Origin of the sequence: Pseudomonas sp. IT-P4 (assembly GCF_949767755.1) — a bacterium.
In the GTDB taxonomy this organism is placed as follows: domain Bacteria; phylum Pseudomonadota; class Gammaproteobacteria; order Pseudomonadales; family Pseudomonadaceae; genus Aquipseudomonas; species Aquipseudomonas monachiensis.
This window is the reverse complement of sequence record NZ_CATKPX010000036.1, coordinates 36348-54509: the sequence shown is the minus strand read 5'-3', so window position 1 is coordinate 54509 and position 18162 is coordinate 36348. Positions and strand designations below refer to the sequence as shown.

Sequence of the window (18162 nt, the reverse complement as noted above, 5' to 3'; positions counted from 1 at the left end):
TCCCACATTGGTTTTGTGGTGGGCAAAAGATCTGCGGCTGACGTCCTGTCACCAGTTGTTCGAAGTTGTAACAGCGCCAACGGCTTACGCTCGCCCATCTATAAATAAATCAATAAAACCAATGTGTTACATGATTTTTGAGCTTGTTACAGCTCATCTCCCCGCCGATTGCCGCCTTACTGAACACTCGTTTAGTATGGCCTCAAGTCGCATCACCTCAGACCAATCACAATAATTCGAGGATTCCCATGACCACTCAATCGTCGCTGCTCAGCCAGGTCGAAGCAGGCGTTGCCTGGATCACCCTCAATCGCACTGCCCAGCGCAATGCGCTGGACATTCCGACGCTGAAAAACCTGCATGGCCTGCTCGACGCTTTCAACGCCGATCCGGCGGTGCGCGTGGTGGTGCTCACCGGTAGCGGCCGCAGCTTCTGCGCCGGCGCCGACCTCGATGAATGGGCCGATGCCGAAGCCCGGGGCGCGCTGGAGACCTACGGCTGGACCGAAACCGCCCACGCCCTGATGACCCGCCTGCACAGCCTGGAAAAACCCACCATCGCCGCCATCAACGGCACCGCCGTCGGCGCCGGGATGGACCTGACCCTGTGCTGCGACCTGCGCATCGCCGGGCAATCGGCACGCTTCAAGGCCGGCTACACCAGCATGGCGTACTCGCCGGACGCCGGCGCCAGTTGGCACTTGCCGCGTTTGATTGGCAGCGAACAGGCCAAGCGCCTGCTGTTCCTTGACGAGTTGTGGGGCGCCGATCGTGCCCTCGACGCCGGACTGGTCGGCGATGTCTGCGCTGACGATCAACTGCTGACGGTCACCAGCGAACTGGCCGCACGCCTGGCCGCCGGCCCGACCTTCGCCTTCGCCCAGACCAAAAAACTCATGCGTGAAGGCGCCGAACGCAGCCTCGCCGAACAACTGCAAGCCGAGCTCGCCGCCGGCCTGCTCTGCGGTCGCAGCGAAGACGGCAACGAAGCCCTGCGCGCCGCCATGGAAAAACGCCCGGCACGCTTCATCGGTCGTTGATTCCTCTCCATCTCCCAGAACACGAACAACAGGTAGCAGCATGAATTTCCAACTGACCCAAGAACAAGAAATGTTGGTGGACTCGGTACGCAGCTTCGTCGAGAAGGAACTGCTGCCCTATGAAGAACAAGTCGACCGCGCCGACGAGGTCTCTCCGGAACTGGCGGCGCAGATTCGCGGCAAGGCGATCGCCGCCGGCTTCTACGCCTTCAACATGCCCGAGGAAGTGGGCGGTGGTGGCCTGGACTACCTGTCCCAGGCGCTGATCGAACGCGAGCTGTCCAAGGTGTCCTGGGCGCTGCACGTGTTCGTCGCGCGGCCGTCGAAAATCCTCATGGCCTGCACCGGCGACCAGATCAACGACTACCTGTTGCCGTGCATCCAGGGTGAGAAGATCGACTGCTTCGCCCTGACCGAACCGGGTGCCGGCTCCGATGCCAATGCGATCAAGACCCGCGCCGTGCGTGAAGGCGACGACTTCATTCTCAACGGCAGCAAGCATTTCATCAGCCACGCCGGCCATGCCGATTTCGCCATCGTCTTCGCCGTGACCGACACCTACGAACACAACGGCAAAAAGCGCAACGCCGTGACCTCGTTCCTGGTCGACCGCAACACCCCGGGCATGACCATCCGCCGTGGACCGAAGTGCGTGAGCAACCGTGGTTATCACACCTTCGAAATGTTCTTCGACGACTGCCGCGTGCCGGCCAGCAAAGTGCTGGGCGAAGTCGGCAAGGGTTGGGACGTGGCCAACGCCTGGCTGACCGCCGGGCGCGTGATGGTCGCGGCCAACTGCGTCGGTCAGGCCCAGCGTGCACTGGACGTGTCGCTGCAATGGGCGGCGGACCGCAAGCAATTCGGCCAGCCGATCGGCACTTACCAGGGCGTGTCGTTCAAATTGGCCGACATGGCCACGCAAATCCGCGCTGCCGAACTGCTGACCCTGCACACCGCCTGGAAAATGGACCAGGGCACCATGACCGATGGCGAGGCCGGCATGGCCAAGCTGTTCGCCAGTGAAGTACTGGGACGCGCCGCCGATGAAGCGGTGCAGATCTTCGGCGGCATGGGCCTGATGGACGAAGGTCCGGTGGAGCGCATCTGGCGCAACGCACGGATCGAACGGATCTGGGAGGGCACTTCGGAAATCCAGCGCCACATCATTTCCCGCGAGTTGCTGCGGCCGTTGCTGCGCTGACCGGCCCGGAGAATTCCCATGTCCCAAACCATTCGTGACAACCTCAAACGCATGCTCGCGCCGCAACACGTGGCGTTCGTCGGCGGCCGCAGCATGGCCCGCGCCCTCAAGCGCTGTGCCGAAGGCGGTTACCAAGGGCAAATGTGGCTGGTCAACCCGCAACACGACAGCCTTGAAGGGGTGCCGTGCGTGCGCAGCGTTGCCGAACTGCCTTGCGGCCCGGACGCCGTGTTCATCGCCACCAACCGCGAACTGACCCTGACCTGCGTCGCCGAACTGGCCGCCATCGGCGCGGGCGGCGCGATCTGCTACGCCTCCGGCTTCGCCGAGACCGGCGCCGAAGGCCAGGCCCTGCAACAGCAACTGCTCAAGGCTGCGGGCGACATGGCCTTGCTCGGCCCCAACTGCTACGGCCTGCTCGACTACCTGCACAGCTGCGCGCTGTGGCCGGTGGCCCATGGCGGCAAAGCGGTGGAGAAGGGCGTGGCGGTGCTGACCCAGAGCGGCAACTTCGCCTACAACCTGTCCATGAGCGACCGCTCGCTGCCGGTGGCATACATGGCCTCGGTGGGCAATCAGGCGCAATTGGGCGTGGCTGAACTGATGGACGTGTTGCTCGACGAACCTCGGGTCACCGCCATCGGCCTGCACCTGGAAGGCCTGAAAAACGTGCCGGGGTTTGCCCGCGCCGCGCACAAGGCGCTGGAGAAAGGCATCCCGATCATCGCCCTGAAAACCGGCGTGTCGCAGATCGGCGCCGAACTGGCCTTGAGTCACACCAGTTCGTTGTCCGGCTCCGATGCGCTCTACGACGCGCTGTTCGACCGTCTCGGCGTGATTCGCGTCAGCGGCCCGGTGAGTTTTGTCGAAACTCTCAAAGCCGCGGCTTGCGGCAACCTGCCGGCGGGCAACAGCCTGATCGCGCTGGCCTGTTCCGGTGGCGATGCCGGGTTGATTGCCGACTACGCCGAACGCAACGAACTGGACCTGCCGCAACTCGATCAAGGGCAGGTCGGCGAACTCGCACAAGTGCTGCCGACCTACGCCAACCTGGTCAACCCGCTGGATTTCACCACGGCGATCTGGGGCGACGGCGAAGCCTTGAACCGCATGCTCGACAGCGCGCTGCGCACCGAAGCCGATGCGGCGATGCTGGTGCTCGATTACCCGTCGGAGTTCACCGGCGAGCGCAAGGAATGCGACCTGCTGCTGGAGTTGTACTGTGCGGCACTGCAACGTCACGGCAAGACCGGCTTCGTCACCTCGGCTTTCCCCGAGCTGCTGCCGGCCCATGCCCGTGAGCGTCTGCACGCCCAAGGCGTCGCGGCCTTGCAAGGTGTTGAAGATGGCTTGGCCGCGTGGGGTCGCATCGCCGGTTATCAGCGCAATCGCCAGGCTTTGCTGGCGCTGGGGGAATCGGCGTTGGTGCCGTTGTGCCCGCAAGCGCTTGCAGGCGAGGGACGCTTGCTCAATGAGTGGGACTCCAAACAGGCGTTAAAAGCCTTTGGCCTGCCGACGCCGAACGGCGTATTGAGCACCCCGGACAAGGCAGTGAAGGACGCCGAGGCATTGGGCTATCCGCTGGTACTCAAAGCGGTCAGCGCTCAACTGCCACACAAGACCGAGGCCGGTGCCGTGGCGCTGAACCTCAAGGACGGCGTGGCATTGAGCGCTGCGCTGGAGAAAATGCGCGCCAGCATTGCCGCTTATGCCCCGGGCGTAGCCTTCGACCAGCTGTTGCTCGAACCCATGGCCAAAGCGCCGCTGGCTGAACTGATTGTCGGCGTCAAGCGTGAAAACGATTTCGGCCTCGCGCTGGTGATCGGTGCCGGCGGCATTCTGGTGGAGTTGCTCAAGGACAGTCACAGCCTGTTGCTGCCGACCACCGACGGCGCGATCCGCAATGCCTTGCTCAGCCTGCGCAGCGCGCCGTTGCTGCAAGGTTTCCGTGGTCGCGAGCCTGCTGACCTGGACGCCTTGGTGACCGCCATCCGCGCCGTGGCCGACTATGCCTGCGAGAACGCCGCTCACCTGCTGGAACTGGATGTGAACCCATTGTTGGTCGGTGCCCAGGGCACAACTGCGGTCGATGCGTTGATTCGCCTCGGCCAGGAGTGAGGACATGAATATGCAAAGCAAAACCTTGACCGGTGGCCAGGCCCTGGTGCGTCTGTTGGCCAACTACGGCGTCGATACCGTGTTCGGTATCCCCGGCGTACACACCCTGGAACTGTATCGCGGCTTGCCCGGCAGCGGCATCCGCCACGTGCTGACCCGCCATGAGCAGGGCGCCAGTTTCATGGCCGACGGCTATGCCCGGGTCAGCGGCAAACCCGGCGTGTGCTTCGTCATCACCGGCCCCGGCGTGACCAACGCCGCCACCGGTATCGGCCAGGCCTATGCCGACTCGATTCCGATGCTGGTGATTTCCAGCGTCAACCACAGCGCCAGCCTGGGCAAGGGCTGGGGCAGCCTGCACGAATGCCAGGATCAACGGGCGATGACCGCGCCGATTACTGCGTTCTCGGCAGTGGCACTGACCGCCGAAGACCTGCCGGAGCTGATCGCCCGTGCCTACGCGGTGTTCGACAGCGAGCGCCCGCGCCCGGTGCACATCTCGGTGCCGCTGGACGTGTTGTCGGCACCGATTACCCGTGACTGGAGCAACGAGGTGGTGCGTCGCCCGGGTCGCGGCCCGGCTTCCGCCACCGCCATCGATCAAGCCGTGGCCAGACTGAAGGCTGCCAAGCGCCCGATGATCATCGCCGGTGGTGGTGCGCTCAATGCCACCTCTGAACTGCAAGAAATCAGCACCCGACTGGCCGCGCCACTGTTCACCAGTGTTGCCGGTAAGGGCCTGTTGGCACCGGATGCACCGTTGAGCGCCGGTTCATCCCTGTGTGTGGAACCGGGCTGGAACCTGATCGCCGAGGCCGACGTGGTGCTGGCCGTCGGCACCGAAATGGCCGACACCGATTTCTGGCGTGAACGCCTGCCGCTCAATGGCGAACTGCTGCGCATCGACATCGACCCGCGCAAGTTCAATGACTTCTATCCGTGCGCGGTTGCCTTGCACGGCGATGCACAACAAACCCTCAGCGGTGTGCTTGAGCGCCTGCCATCCGACGTACGCGACGCCGGCGCCGCCACTGCCTCGGTGGCCGCGCTGCGCGACTCGGTCAAGGCCAGCCATGGCCCGTTGCAGTCGATCCATCAATCGATTCTCGACCGTATCGCCGCAGAGCTGCCGGACAACGCCTTCATCAGCACCGACATGACCCAGCTTGCGTATACGGGTAACTACGCCTTCGATAGCCTGGCCATCCGCAGCTGGCTGCACCCGACGGGCTACGGCACCCTGGGTTACGGCTTGCCCGCAGGCATCGGCGCCAAATTCGGCGCGCCGCAGCGGCCCGGCCTGGTGTTGGTGGGCGACGGTGGTTTTCTCTACACCGCCCAGGAGCTGGCCACCGCGGTGGAAGAACTGGACAGCCCGCTGGTGGTGCTGCTGTGGAACAACGACGCCCTGGGGCAAATCCGCGACGACATGATCGGCCTGGATATCGAGCCCATTGGCGTGCTGCCGCGCAATCCGGATTTCGCCGCCCTCGCTCGTGCCTTCGGCTGCACCGTTACCCAGCCGCAAAGTCTCGCCGAGTTGCAAACCGACCTGCGCCACGGCTTCAAGCGCAACGGCGTGACCCTGATCGAGCTCAAGCACGCCTGTGCGCAGTGATTTGCATTTTAAGGGGATGAAGCGATGCGCTTTTCCGATCTGACTCAACGAATCGCCGGTGACGGCGCCGCCGCGTGGGACATTCACTACCGCGCCCTGGCACTGCGCGAACAGGGCGAAGACATTCTGCTGCTGTCCGTGGGCGACCCGGATTTCGACACGCCACAGCCCATCGTGCAGGGTGCTATCGACAGCCTGCGCAGCGGTAACACTCACTATGCCGAGGTGCGCGGCAAGCGTGCCCTGCGTGAAGCCATTGCCAGGCGTCATCAGCAACGCAGCGGCCAGTCCGTTTCGGCGGATCAGGTCACCGTGCTGGCCGGGGCGCAATGTGCACTGTTCAGCGTGGCCCAATGCGTGCTCAATCCGGGTGACGAGGTGATCGTCGCCGAACCGATGTACGTCACCTACGAAGCGGTGTTCGGGGCTTGCGGCGCCGTGGTGGTGCCGGTGCCGGTACGCTCGGAAAACGGCTTCCGTGTGCTGCCCGAAGATGTCGCCGCGCGCATCACCCCGCGCACCCGGGCGCTGGCACTGAACAGCCCGCACAACCCGTCGGGCGCGAGTCTGCCGCGTAGCACCTGGGCCGCCTTGGCTGAGTTGTGCATCGGCCACGACCTGTGGCTGATTTCCGATGAGGTCTACAGCGAACTGCTGTTCGAAGGCGAGCACGTCAGCCCGGCGAGCCTGCCGGGCATGGCCGGGCGCACCGCGACCCTCAACAGCCTGTCGAAGTCCCACGCCATGACCGGCTGGCGCGTCGGCTGGGTGGTGGCACCGCCATCCCTGGCCGCGCACCTGGAAAACCTCGCGTTGTGCATGCTCTACGGCTCGCCGGATTTCATTCAGGACGCCGCCGTGGTGGCCCTGGAAAGCAACCTGCCGGAACTCGAGGCCATGCGCGAAGCCTATCGCCAGCGTCGCGACCTGGTGTGCGACAGCCTGGCCGATTGCCCCGGTGTGCGGGCGTTGAAACCCGATGGCGGGATGTTCGTGATGCTCGATATCCGCCAGACCGGGCTCAGCGCCCAGGCGTTTGCCGACCGTCTACTCGATCGCCACGGTGTGTCGGTGCTGGCGGGCGAGGCCTTTGGCCCGAGCGCAGCGGGGCATATTCGCCTCGGTCTGGTGGTCGGTGCCGAACCGCTGCGCGATGCCTGCCAGCGCATTGCCCGTTGTGCTCAAGAACTGATGGAGGCCCAGGTTCATGCTTAATCACAAGACACTGTTTATTGGTGGTCGCTGGCAAACCCCTTCGGGGCAGGGCATCGCCGAGGTGATCAATCCGGCCACCGAGGAAGTCTGCGGTAGCGTTCCGCTGGGTGATGAACTCGATGTCGAAAACGCCGTGGCGGCGGCTCGCCGGGCCTTCGCTTCGTGGTCACGCACACCGTCCAGCGTGCGTGCCGGATATATCCGTGCCCTGGCCGAGCAACTGCGCAATCGTGCCGATGAGATGGCCGCGGTCATCACCACGGAACTGGGCATGCCGGTGCAGTGGTGCCGCTCGGTGCAGGTCGACGGGCCGATCATCGGCCTTGAGCAATACGTCGAACTGGCTCATCTCATGGACGAAGTGCGCGAAGTCGGCAATTCGCTGGTGATCCGCGAGGCGGTGGGCGTCTGCGCGTTCATCAACCCGTGGAACTACCCGCTGCATCAGTTGATCGGCAAACTCGCCCCGGCACTGGCCGCCGGTTGCACGGTGGTGGTCAAGCCGAGCCAGGAAACCCCGCTGCATGCCTTCCTGCTGGCGCAAATGATCGAGGACATCGGCCTGCCGGCCGGGGTATTCAACCTGGTCAGCGGCCCGGGTTCGAAAGTCGGCGAAGCGCTGGCCAAGCACCCGGACGTGGACATGGTGTCGTTTACCGGATCCACCGGCGCCGGCGTTCGCGTCGCGCAGGCGGCGGCGCCATCGGTCAAGCGGGTGTGCCTGGAACTGGGCGGCAAGTCGCCGTTGCTGATCGCCGAAGACGCCGACCTGGCAGCGGCGGTGCGCTACGGCGTGCAGGACGTGATGATCAACTCCGGCCAGACCTGCACCGCGTTGACCCGCATGCTGCTGCCGGCCAGCCGTTACGCCGAGGCCGTGGAACTGGCACTGGCGGAAACCCTGAGCCTGCCCATGGGCGACCCCCTCGACCCGCAAAGCTTCCTCGGCCCGATGTGTTCGGCCGGGCAGAAACGCACTGTGCTCGACTACATCAAGGTCGGCCAACAGGAAGGTGCACGGCTGCTGTGCGGCGGTGACACGCCGTCCGCGTTCGAGCGCGGCTTCTATGTCAGCCCGACCCTGTTCGCCGATGTCGACAACCGCATGCGCATTGCCCAGGAAGAAATCTTCGGCCCGGTGCTGTGCCTGATTCCCTACGCCGATGAGGCGCAAGCGATCCAGATCGCCAATGACTCGCCGTTCGGCCTGTCCAGCGGTGTCTGGGCCGGCAGTGCCGAGCGCGCCTTGCAACTGGGGCGGCAGATGCGCGCCGGTCAGTGCTTCCTCAACGGCGCGGCGTTCAATTATCAGGCGCCGTTCGGTGGCTACAAACAGTCGGGTAACGGTCGCGAATGGGGTGAGGAGGGGTTGAACGAGTTCGTCGAAGTGAAGGCGATCCAGGTGTGACGGTTGGCGATTCAAACTGTTCGTCAACCACGATGGTTGCTACTCCACACCGTCAACCGATACGCGGGAACAAATCTAAGGAATCACCATGAAAGTACTGATCGTCCACGCCCACCCGGAACCGCAATCCTTCACCGCCGCCCTGCGGGACCAAGCCGTCGCCACCCTCCAGGCCCAGGGCCACGAAGTGCAGGTCAGCGACCTGTACAAAATGAACTGGAACCCGGTGGCCAGCGACGCGGACTTCTCGAATCGGGAAAACCCCGAATACCTGGTCTATGCCCTGGAACAACGCCTGGGCGTGAAGAGCCAGTCACTGGCGGCGGACATCCAGGCTGAACTGGACAAACTGCTGTGGGCCGACCTGCTGATCCTCAACTTCCCGATCTTCTGGTTCTCCACCCCGGCCATGCTCAAGGGCTGGATCGACCGGGTACTGGTGTCCGGCATCTGCTACGGCGGCAAGCGCTTCTACGATCAGGGCGGATTGGCAGGCAAAAAGGCGCTGGTGACCGTGACTCTGGGCGGACGTGAACACATGTTTGGGGAGGGCGCGATTCATGGGCCGTTGGAAGACATGTTGCGGCCGATCTTGCGTGGGACCTTGGCTTATGTCGGTTTTGATGTGCTGGAGCCGTTCGTGGCGTGGCATGTGCCGTACATCAGTGAAGAGGCGCGCCAGCAGTTTCTGGTTGATTACGGGCAGCGGTTGCAGCATCTGAGCGATGATCAGCCGCTGGTGTTTCCGAAGTTGGCGGAGTTTGATGAGAAGCTATACCCGTTGTGAAATGCAACTGCTGTAGAAGCCTAGTCTGTTTAACCATTACCATTACCATTACCATTACCATTTCCCTGTCGGGGAGTGGTTAAACAGACTGGTGTGAAGAATTATTGTTTATGACCTCAGCTAATTAGGTATTTGTTATAAATTCTAAGCTGTTCGCCTCTTAGTCTTGATACTTCTTTAGGTATGGCTGTTCTTATTCTTTTTATGTATGTGTTGATTTGTATTTTGTTTGCATAAGATCGCTCTAATAACTGGAGCTTGGTCAATGTGTTTGGGCCGATGACGTTGAAGTCGTCCATGGCCGTGAACAAAGGGGCGTAACTTGCCTGTTCGAATTCTGCACCTCTTTTTATAATTTCTGATTCAGACCAACTGAATTTAGCTGCTATATTTTTTGGGGTTTGAAATACGTCAGCCTCAGACCGCAGGCTCTTATAGGAAAGCTGCTCAAGAAGGGATGGAGATTTTTTGTCATGGCTAATGCTAGCTATTACCGTAGCCTTGTCTTGGTTGAAGGTATCGAGTTGCGCCTGATCTATGCTTGTTTTTATCTTGTTTTTTAATTCCTGTACGCGGGTATACGCCTGTCTTCCTTTCCTGGCTGTGACGCCAGGCTTGGACCAAATGCCGTCTCCATAATATGTTGACTTTCTACCCAGTTGTCTCGCAATCCAACTAATAATGCTGTGTCCCGTTGGATCTGTATTGTTGATTGGATCCGCTTTGCAATACGCATATGAATTCAACCCTCCCTTCCCAAACGGACTCAAACTGTCCGGACTATTAAAACGCATCAACACCGGACTAAACGCCCGATACCCATTACCCAACAAATAATGCCCGGTCACCGGATCCGGCCGTTCACCGTTGAACCCCAGCAAACTGGTCAGGCCACTTTCGGCGAGACGATGGCCGTAAGGGGAATAGACGATGGGTTGTGCTTGTCGGCCGCTCTTGAGCGTGTGCAGCACCGAACGTTGCAGGTCCGTGGCTAGCAGGGTGGAGTCGAGCAATCCATTCTGGCGCTGATGTTGCGCCAGCAACAGGTCACCCTGCTGGACAATGGAGTATCCGATGGCACCTTGTATCTCGGTGGCCAGGCGGTTTTTGCAGTAGAAGCGATGACGTTCCGGGGTATCGGACAGATTGTGGCTGGTGAGGCGATCCAGGGGATCATAGCGATAACTGCAATTCAGGACTTTTTGAGGGGAAGACATGGCGACTCCTACTCTCATGGAGGTGAAAGCCTGAGTTTGGGCTCAATAGTTTTCGGCGGGTACTAGCAGAACTGATAGTCGGAGGGGCGATAATAGCGCGGGCTGCACTGACGCCATCGCGAGCAAGCTTGCTCCCACAATGATTGGCGTTGTCGCAGATACCCGGGTACCCACACAAATCCTTGTGGGAGCGAACTTGCTCGCGATGACTGACTACCAGCCAATATAGATGTCGACTGACAGTCCGCTATCGCGAGCAAGCTCGCTCCCACAGGGGCCGTGTATTGGTTGCCTGAATCGAGGTGTGTTTAAGAGTTGTTTAGCGGCTGTCAGCGTTACTTCCCGCAAGCTACGACGGCTTGCGTCATTGCCTACAGCTACGCCAGAATCCGCCGGCTTGTGCGCCTTGGAGCCGAGTTCTATCGTTTGCCGGTCGCTGGAAAACAGCAGCGATCGGGTTTGGTAGCCCGGTGTTACAAGGTGCAATGCGTCGCTATCAGCAGCGTTTTTCTGCTCTGCTACATGGTGGCCATGCACAGGGCGTCTTCGGGCGCGCCGGTCCTTGTACCCGGTCTACCAACCTGCGTATGGCCACCACCCAACGTTTGGTAGCGTGAGAGTGATGGCTCCTTTTTACGGTACAAGGAGTTTCACTATGTTCAAAGTCACACCCAACCCGCCGGACACCGATCCGACATCCCCGTACGAAAGCCTCGACTCCCAAAAACTCCACGAAGCCGCCGAGCGCGCCCTCGATCATTACCTCAACCGCGGCCCCGACATCATGGCCACGCCGCGTAAACCCAGTTCCATGTTCATCGTCAATCCCGAACTCAATGTCGAGACTTTGCTGGTCCATGCCTGTGAATCGCTGGCGTCGGCCAATGTCATGGCCACCGATCTGGTGGATCATCTGCAAGGAACCAGCCGCAATGCGCTGCTCGGCATTGCGCAGGTGATCATGCTCGGCGAACTGGCGGTCAATCGGGCGCTGGATCGGCTCGATCCGCCGGAGTAACCGAACATCACCAGTAAACCTGTGGGAGCGAGCAGGCTCACTCCCACACAACTCCCACCGCCTGTTCGGAAGTCCATCCTTGCGGGGTCGTTGAACTACACTTTTCAGTTGTTCCACCCGATCGGCAGGGCGACGCATGACGTCGCTTGCCATCCGCCAGTCGCCCCAAGGCTTGCCCATTGTTGCAAGCCTGTCGGAGGTCATCATGAATAGGTTTTCACCGGTCAGTCTGTGCATCGCATTGTCGGTTTTGAGTAGCCCGGGATGGGCGCAATCGGTGGTGCCGATGAAAGGGCAAAGTTCTCAACAAACCCAGGCCGACATCAACGAATGCAACAGCATTGCCGCCAGCCAGGGCACCTCGACGTCCTCCTCGTCTTCCGGCGGGCGGCTCAAGGGGGCCGCTGTGGGGGCTGCCGCTGGTGCGGCCGGGGCCCAGGTGCGCGGCAATCAGCACGACGACGCTTATGATCGTGTCAACGATGACAGGAAACAGGACTATCGCCAGGACCGCGCCAAGGAGACGGCGGCCGCCGGGATGGTGGTCGGTGGGTCACGTCAGCGTCAGGAACGCCGGGCGGATCAGAAAACCACCCAGGCCAATACCGCGTCGGCCTACAGCAGCTGTCTGCAGGGCAAGGGTTATCAGGTCAATCCTTGAACTGACCCTGAACCGGGCGCCGGCCGCCTGAACAGACCTCAACCTGTGGGATCTTCAGTGTTTCAAGAATCCGGTCACGAGCACAGCTTCCGGGGCTTGAGCTCGCTGTTTCAAGGAAACAGACGGATAAGGAAACTGCCTGTAGCCCAAATCTGACAACCGTTCATCGGTGAACTACGCTGCGGTACGTACCCTCGATCTGAATTTCGTGACGTAAGGATCCGACACATGCGGAGCAGGCTGCTCGCTGTAATGTTTACTGTTTTCGGGATGTTTTGGTCGGTGCAACTGTGGGCCGAAGATGCGCCGAAAGTGGTTGATGCTCCCGTTGAATTGAAAGTGGCCAACCGCAGCATCATGGTGTTTCGCGCGACCATCTTCGGAGAAGCCCCGGTGTCGCGGGTCAAACGGGCGAAAGCGGTGATCGGTGAGGCGCTGGATGACACCGACGATCTCAATGTCTCAATCGACCCGATCATGAAAAGCTACATGGTGCTGCTGGGCAGCCGGCGCGCCTTTATCGTTTCGCCCAATGATTTCGACGCGACCGAATTCGACACGGTACAGCAGGCCGCCGAAGCCGCGGCCGACCGGCTGCGCCAGGTCGTGGCCGAAACCCGGGAAGCCCGTAACCTGCAGTTGATCCTGCGCTCCGTAGTCGCTGCGTTGATCGCCACCGGCGTTTACATCGCGCTGCTGTTCGGCATGTCGTACCTGCGGCGCAGAGTGCTGAAGAAACTGCCCGAGCTGATGCATCGGCACACCCAGGCCCTGAAAGTCGGACGGGTGCCGCTGGTCGACGCCAATTACCTGTATCCGCTGGTCAGCCGCCTGCTGGAGCTGGTGCGCTGGGTCGTCGTGTTGCTGCTGACATACGAATGGCTGGGCTTTGTGCTGTCGCGCTTTCCCTATACCCGTCCCTGGGGCGAAAGCCTCAACAATTATCTGCTGGAGCTCGCTGGCTACCTGCTGCAAGGGATCGTCGGTGCCATACCCGGGCTGGGCGTGGCGCTGGCGATCTTCTTCATTGCCCGCGGCGCCACCGCGTTCATGCGCCGGATACTGCGGCGCATGGCGGCACCGGGCACCCTCAGCTGGCTCAACCATGAAACCCTGCAACCGACCCAACGCCTGACGTCCCTGGCGATCTGGCTATTTGCCCTGGCCATGGCCTATCCGTACCTGCCGGGTGCCGGCACCGATGCCTTTAAAGGCTTGTCGGTGTTGATCGGCCTGATGATTTCCCTGGGCGCCACCAGCGTGGTGGGGCAGGCGGCGGCGGGGTTGATCCTGACCTACACCCGAACCCTGCGCCCGGGCGAATTCGTGCGCATTGGCGACTACGAAGGCACGGTGACCGAACTAGGCATGTTCACCACCAGTATTCGCACCGGACTGGGCGAGGTGCTGACTTTGCCCAACTCGATGATCACCGGCACCGTCACCAAGAACTACTCGCGGGTGGTACAAGGCCCCGGCTACGTGGTCGACACTATCGTGACCATTGGCTATGACACGCCGTGGCGACAGGTGGAGGCGATGTTGCTGGAGGCCGCGAAGCGCACGCCGGGGATTCTCGAAGTGCCGCCGGTCCAGGTGTTCCAGACGGCCTTGTCGGACTTCTACCCGGAATACCGGCTGGTGGCCCAGGCCATTCCCAGCCAGCCTCGGCCGCGAGCGGTGCTGCTGAGCATGCTGCACGCCAACATCCAGGATGTGTTCAACGAGTACGGCGTGCAGATCATGTCGCCGCACTACCTGGGCGATCCGCAACAAGAGAAATGGGTGCCCAGGGACAAGTGGTACCCGGCCCCTGCACAAGAACCGAAGGAATCCTGATTTCGCCTGAAAGGGAGTTCGCACCATGCTTGAGTTCATTCTCCGCGCCCTGCGCACTGACCCGGAAATCGCGGTGTTCCTGGCCATCGCCCTGGGCGTCTTCATCGGGCGCATCCACATCGGCAGTTTCCACCTCGGTTCGGTGGCCGGTGCGCTGTTGATGGGGCTGCTGATCGGCCAGATCGGGCTGGAGGTGCCGACCGGATTGAAGTCGGTATTTTTCGTGATGTTCATCTATGCGGTCGGCTTCAAGAGCGGGCCGGAGTTTTTCGGCAGCCTCAATCGCGGCACGCTGAAACTGGTGGTGTTGAGCGTGGTGCTGTGCGGGACCGCGCTGGCGACGATCCTGCTGATGAATGCGGTGTTCGATTTCGATGCCGGTTTCACCGCCGGGCTCGGGGCCGGCGCATTGACCGATACGGCGATCATGGGCACCGCCACCAGCGCCATCAATCAACTGTCGATCGACACCGCGGCCAGGGCCCAACTCAACAGCCACATGGCGATTGCCTACGCGATCACGTACCTGTTCGGCACCATCGGGCTCATCGTCTTCGTCGGCAGCATTGCCCCGAAGTTGCTGGGCGTGGACCTCAGGGAGTCGGCGCGGGAGTTGGAGCTGGAGTTGGGTATCGCCAAGGAAGAAGACGCGATCACCGTGCCCTACACCCGCATCGTCGTGCGTGCCCATCAGGTGGCGGCCAATGGTTCGGCGAATGGGCAGCGTATTGCCGAGGTGGAGAAACAGCACGAGTCGCTGACCGTCGAACGCGTGGTACGTGCAGGAAAAATCTTCGAGCGAGACGAAGCGTTCACGCTGATGGCCGGGGATATCGTCGGGGTCTACGCCTTGCGTGAAGCCGTGGGCACGCTCACCCAGTGGATCGGACCGGAAATCGACCATGCCGAATCCTTGTCTTTCCCCACCCGTGAGGTGGACATCGTCGTGACCTCGCCTGAGTTCGCCGGCAAGACGATCCACCAGGCGAAAAACCGGCTGGAAAGCGCCAGGCGCCTGGGCTGCTTCATCAATACCATCACCCGCCAGGGCTACGAGTTGCCCTTGCTGCCCAACACCGTGCTGCGTCGAGGCGACGTGATCACCCTGACCGGCCGCACCGCCAGTGTGGAAGCCGTGGCCAAGCGGTTAGGGCGAATTCGCGAGCACAACTACAAGAGCGACATCGCAGTGCACACCCTCGGCATGGTGCTGGGCTCGTTGCTGGGGCTGTTGTCGACCCATGTCGGGATGATCCCCGTGGAACTGGGCATCGGAGGCGGGGTGTTGGTCGCCGCGCTGGTGATTGGCTGGTACAACTCGCGTCACCCGGAAATCGGCGCGTTGCCGCCCGCCGCGCAATGGGCGTTTTCCGAGTTCGGCCTGACCGCGTTCGGCGCGGTGGTCGGCTTGCTGGCCGGTCCCGCGGCGTTTGCCGCGATGAAGGAACAAGGCCTGGCATTGCTGCTGTCCGGCGCCGTGGTCACCATTGTGCCGCCGTTGGTGGCGCTGTACTTCGGCCGCTATGTGTTGCGCCTGCACCCGATGATCCTGTTCGGCGCCCTGGCCGGTGCGCAGACCGAAGCCGCTTCGATGAACAAGATCATCGAGCAGTCCGGCAGCAACACCCCGGTGATTGGTTTTACCGTGTGTTATGCGATTTCCAATGTGTTGCTGGCGGTGTGTGGGCCGATCATTGTGTTTGTCGTTGCCGGCTAGCAATTTTGCAACCGCAGTGACTTCTGTGGCGAGGGAGGGCGCATTGCGGGAGCAAAGACGCACCTGAGCACCGGTTATCGGACCCGGTGCCAAGGTGGGGGCATCGCACAGAGTGCGTTGAGCGACCGGCAAGGCCGCTCGGTTGCAGCGGTATCAGAAAAGCATGTAGGCGGATGCGGTCGTCTGATTCAGGTCGATCTCTCCGACCTCCAGGACTTCGTATTCGGCGCGCAGGCCGATGTTGCGAAAGACATCGAGCTCGACGCCGACACCGTAGGTCAGGTCAACCCCGGTATCGTCGTCGGTGGCATTGCCGTCGGCGTCCCAGGCGTGAGCGCCGACACTGCCGAACACCCGCAGCCGATCACCCAGCGGAAAGCCGACATGGGCGGCAGCCTGGGCCGATTTACCATCGAAGTCGACGTTCTTGTCCTTGAACTGACCGAGGTCGACATAGGCGCCCTCGAAGGCCAGGTAGCTATTGACGCGATACCCGGCAAAAACCTTGTAGCTGGTGTCGTCGTCATCCAGTCTGGATTCGTCGGTCTGAATGCTGCTTACGCCAGCTCCAAGATATAAACCTTTGTCATCAGCGAGCGCCTGAAAAGACAGCAGCGATAGCAGTGAAGCGAAGCCAAGGTTTCGAAGTAGCATGTTGAGTGGAGTCCTTGTACAGGGTTGTCTGGTGTTAGGGTTCGGCGAGCATTTGAGGGACCATGAGGGGTTAATAGAAGTCATTGATTGATATTTTTGGGTCGTAGGGCGGGATGTTTTCCGGACATTGAAAGTAGCGTCTTGCCAACGCTTGAATCGGCAGTGCTTTGGAGAACAACCAGCCTTGCGCCAGTAGAACCCCTTCCGAAACCAGATGCGGAAGTTGTTCCTGAGTCTCCACACCTTCGGCCACGACCTTGAGCCTTAGCGATTTGGCCAACTGGGCAATGTGGCGCCACAACGCATCCTTGGCCGCGAACTTGTCGCCTGCGATGAACGAGCGGTCTATTTTCAGAATGTCGAAAGGCACTGAATCGAGGAGCGAGAGGTTGGAATAGCCGATGCCGAAGTCGTCCACGGCAATGCGGTGTCCGCACGCACGAAGCCGTCGCAATTGCAGGGCGGCGGGCTTCTGATCGAGCATGGTCCTTTCGGTGATTTCAAAGGCCATGGCGGACACAGGCATGTTGTAGGTTGCCAGCACGCTGGCCACATAGTCCGGGAAGCTCGGGTCCTGAATATCCTGGGCGCAAAGATTGACCGTAATGTAGAAGTCCTTGCACGCCCAAAGGTAGGTGCTGTAATCCTGCGCCACTTGTCGAATCACCGAGCGCGTAAGTTTGCGGATCAAGTCAGACTTCTCCGCCACCGGGATGAAAACATCCGCCGGCACTTGGGTACCGTTGTCGTTCCAGTGGGAAAGTGATTCGGCGCCCACCAGATAGCCCGTCGTCAGATTGACGATAGGCTGGTAGTGAACGCCCAGCGTGTTGGCTTTCAGGGCTTTGCGAAGCCGTACGGCGGTAGAGGTGTAATGTCGTTGAATACACCTTGCGAGCAAGAGCAGGGCTGTAAACAGGCACGCAAGGCCAATGAATAATTTGAATTTGAGACCAGTCAGGTAGCTCAACGGAAGAGAAACGACAGCGATCAGTTCATTTCGGTTGCCCGCAAAGGCGATCAGGACCTTATCTGCCGAGATAACCAGTTCTTCCAGGTGGAAGGGTTTGTGCATCGTCAGCGGTGTATGGCCGGTGGAGGCGATGGGCACTGCGCCGCCGGGGCCGATGAGGTCCAGTTGCAGGTCCTCGGGAAACTTCAGATTATCGAGCAGGATCTTCTTGTTTGCCCAGACGTAGGTTGACTGTTCCGACACAATGATAAAGTCGGTGTCCGCGGAAACCCTGTGGCCAGCATCCACCCAGTAGGTTCGCTTTCCAACGGAGAACTTGCGTTTCTCGCTACCGGCCAGTATCGACGGGAGTTCTTGTCCGTAGGAGGAACAGATCTTGCCATTGGGCAACTGGATTGCCGCTTGATCAACAAATCGCAGGTTCTTGACCAGGTCAGCCAGTTGCGAGTATTGCTCGACGGAGCATTCCTGACCCGAACGATCAAGATCGTCGAGGGTTTCCAGTACTTTGTCGATCTGCGCATTGGGTTCCACTTGAGCAGCACGCAGATCGGCATAAATGTTATTCAGCTTCCGTGCAATGAATGGCTCCGCCAGTACTCCAGCACTGAGCCATGCGGCCCAACCCGCTGCAGCAATCAGACAGACAGTGACTGCGTGCCTTCCAAGTAACGCTTTATATGCGGCAACCATCGA

The 18162-nt window shown here is 61.0% G+C and carries 15 protein-coding genes; 12 read left to right on the top strand and 3 right to left on the bottom strand.

Annotated elements, in window-relative coordinates:
* The 8 genes from ACM6IT_RS16560 to ACM6IT_RS16525 form a co-directional block, all read left to right on the top strand.
* The coding region (locus tag ACM6IT_RS16560; protein ID WP_414918359.1) for a hypothetical protein at nt 1-235 on the top strand (235 nt) is incomplete at its 5' end.
* Between the two features lie 13 nt (nt 236-248).
* The gene (locus ACM6IT_RS16555; RefSeq protein WP_056725050.1) at nt 249-1040 is read left to right on the top strand and encodes an enoyl-CoA hydratase/isomerase family protein; all 792 of its coding nucleotides are present in this window, start codon (nt 249-251) and stop codon (nt 1038-1040) included.
* A 40-nt stretch (nt 1041-1080) separates the two neighbouring features.
* Nucleotides 1081-2241 (top strand): acyl-CoA dehydrogenase family protein, encoded by a 1161-nt coding sequence (locus ACM6IT_RS16550; protein WP_414918358.1) that lies wholly within the window; start codon nt 1081-1083, stop codon nt 2239-2241.
* Between the two features lie 18 nt (nt 2242-2259).
* Nucleotides 2260-4359, top strand: a complete 2100-nt coding sequence (locus ACM6IT_RS16545) for an acetate--CoA ligase family protein (protein ID WP_414918357.1) — start codon at nt 2260-2262, stop codon at nt 4357-4359.
* Between the two features lie 10 nt (nt 4360-4369).
* Nucleotides 4370-5977 (top strand): 5-guanidino-2-oxopentanoate decarboxylase, encoded by a 1608-nt coding sequence (locus ACM6IT_RS16540; RefSeq protein WP_414918362.1) that lies wholly within the window; start codon nt 4370-4372, stop codon nt 5975-5977.
* 24 nt (nt 5978-6001) lie between these two features.
* Complete coding sequence (locus ACM6IT_RS16535; RefSeq protein WP_414915047.1) at nt 6002-7192, top strand: pyridoxal phosphate-dependent aminotransferase; 1191 nt, start codon at nt 6002-6004, stop codon at nt 7190-7192.
* Nucleotides 7185-8600 (top strand): aldehyde dehydrogenase family protein, encoded by a 1416-nt coding sequence (locus tag ACM6IT_RS16530; RefSeq protein WP_056725041.1) that lies wholly within the window; start codon nt 7185-7187, stop codon nt 8598-8600. The genes ACM6IT_RS16535 and ACM6IT_RS16530 overlap by 8 nt, the downstream gene beginning before the upstream one ends.
* Before the next feature lie 88 nt (nt 8601-8688).
* A complete protein-coding gene (locus ACM6IT_RS16525; protein WP_414918356.1) occupies nt 8689-9387 on the top strand; it encodes an NAD(P)H-dependent oxidoreductase in 699 nt (232 codons plus the stop codon).
* A 116-nt stretch (nt 9388-9503) separates the two neighbouring features.
* Here ACM6IT_RS16525 and ACM6IT_RS16520 read toward each other — a convergent pair whose 3' ends face one another.
* Complete coding sequence (locus tag ACM6IT_RS16520; protein ID WP_414918355.1) at nt 9504-10604, bottom strand: RHS repeat-associated core domain-containing protein; 1101 nt, start codon at nt 10602-10604, stop codon at nt 9504-9506.
* Nucleotides 10605-11259: 655 nt separating this feature from the next.
* Here ACM6IT_RS16520 and ACM6IT_RS16515 point away from each other — a divergent pair.
* The 4 genes from ACM6IT_RS16515 to aspT all read left to right on the top strand — a co-directional run bounded on the left by ACM6IT_RS16515 (nt 11260) and on the right by aspT (nt 15839).
* On the top strand, nt 11260-11622 hold the full coding sequence (locus ACM6IT_RS16515) for a DUF6124 family protein (RefSeq protein ID WP_414918354.1): 363 nt from the start codon (nt 11260-11262) through the stop codon (nt 11620-11622).
* A gap of 205 nt (nt 11623-11827) precedes the next feature.
* On the top strand, nt 11828-12283 hold the full coding sequence (locus ACM6IT_RS16510) for a hypothetical protein (protein WP_414918353.1): 456 nt from the start codon (nt 11828-11830) through the stop codon (nt 12281-12283).
* A 228-nt stretch (nt 12284-12511) separates the two neighbouring features.
* Complete coding sequence (locus ACM6IT_RS16505) at nt 12512-14122, top strand: mechanosensitive ion channel family protein (RefSeq protein WP_414918352.1); 1611 nt, start codon at nt 12512-12514, stop codon at nt 14120-14122.
* Between the two features lie 25 nt (nt 14123-14147).
* On the top strand, nt 14148-15839 hold the full coding sequence (gene aspT / locus ACM6IT_RS16500) for an aspartate-alanine antiporter (protein ID WP_414918351.1): 1692 nt from the start codon (nt 14148-14150) through the stop codon (nt 15837-15839).
* A gap of 153 nt (nt 15840-15992) precedes the next feature.
* On the opposite strand, the gene ACM6IT_RS16495 is transcribed toward aspT, so the two are convergent.
* Both ACM6IT_RS16495 and ACM6IT_RS16490 read right to left on the bottom strand, forming a co-directional pair.
* On the bottom strand, nt 15993-16493 hold the full coding sequence (locus tag ACM6IT_RS16495; RefSeq protein ID WP_056725031.1) for an outer membrane beta-barrel protein: 501 nt from the start codon (nt 16491-16493) through the stop codon (nt 15993-15995).
* A 70-nt stretch (nt 16494-16563) separates the two neighbouring features.
* Nucleotides 16564-18159, bottom strand: a complete 1596-nt coding sequence (locus tag ACM6IT_RS16490) for an EAL domain-containing protein (protein ID WP_414918350.1) — start codon at nt 18157-18159, stop codon at nt 16564-16566.
* Nucleotides 18160-18162 lie beyond the last annotated feature (3 nt).

Coding starts and splice junctions, on each gene's coding strand:
- ACM6IT_RS16555 (WP_056725050.1), top strand. CDS start 249: ATGACCACTCAATCGTCGCTGCTCAGCCAGGTCGAAGCAGGCGTTGCC.
- ACM6IT_RS16550 (WP_414918358.1), top strand. CDS start 1,081: ATGAATTTCCAACTGACCCAAGAACAAGAAATGTTGGTGGACTCGGTA.
- ACM6IT_RS16545 (WP_414918357.1), top strand. CDS start 2,260: ATGTCCCAAACCATTCGTGACAACCTCAAACGCATGCTCGCGCCGCAA.
- ACM6IT_RS16540 (WP_414918362.1), top strand. CDS start 4,370: ATGCAAAGCAAAACCTTGACCGGTGGCCAGGCCCTGGTGCGTCTGTTG.
- ACM6IT_RS16535 (WP_414915047.1), top strand. CDS start 6,002: ATGCGCTTTTCCGATCTGACTCAACGAATCGCCGGTGACGGCGCCGCC.
- ACM6IT_RS16530 (WP_056725041.1), top strand. CDS start 7,185: ATGCTTAATCACAAGACACTGTTTATTGGTGGTCGCTGGCAAACCCCT.
- ACM6IT_RS16525 (WP_414918356.1), top strand. CDS start 8,689: ATGAAAGTACTGATCGTCCACGCCCACCCGGAACCGCAATCCTTCACC.
- ACM6IT_RS16520 (WP_414918355.1), bottom strand. CDS start 10,604: ATGTCTTCCCCTCAAAAAGTCCTGAATTGCAGTTATCGCTATGATCCC.
- ACM6IT_RS16515 (WP_414918354.1), top strand. CDS start 11,260: ATGTTCAAAGTCACACCCAACCCGCCGGACACCGATCCGACATCCCCG.
- ACM6IT_RS16510 (WP_414918353.1), top strand. CDS start 11,828: ATGAATAGGTTTTCACCGGTCAGTCTGTGCATCGCATTGTCGGTTTTG.
- ACM6IT_RS16505 (WP_414918352.1), top strand. CDS start 12,512: ATGCGGAGCAGGCTGCTCGCTGTAATGTTTACTGTTTTCGGGATGTTT.
- aspT (WP_414918351.1), top strand. CDS start 14,148: ATGCTTGAGTTCATTCTCCGCGCCCTGCGCACTGACCCGGAAATCGCG.
- ACM6IT_RS16495 (WP_056725031.1), bottom strand. CDS start 16,493: ATGCTACTTCGAAACCTTGGCTTCGCTTCACTGCTATCGCTGCTGTCT.
- ACM6IT_RS16490 (WP_414918350.1), bottom strand. CDS start 18,159: ATGGTTGCCGCATATAAAGCGTTACTTGGAAGGCACGCAGTCACTGTC.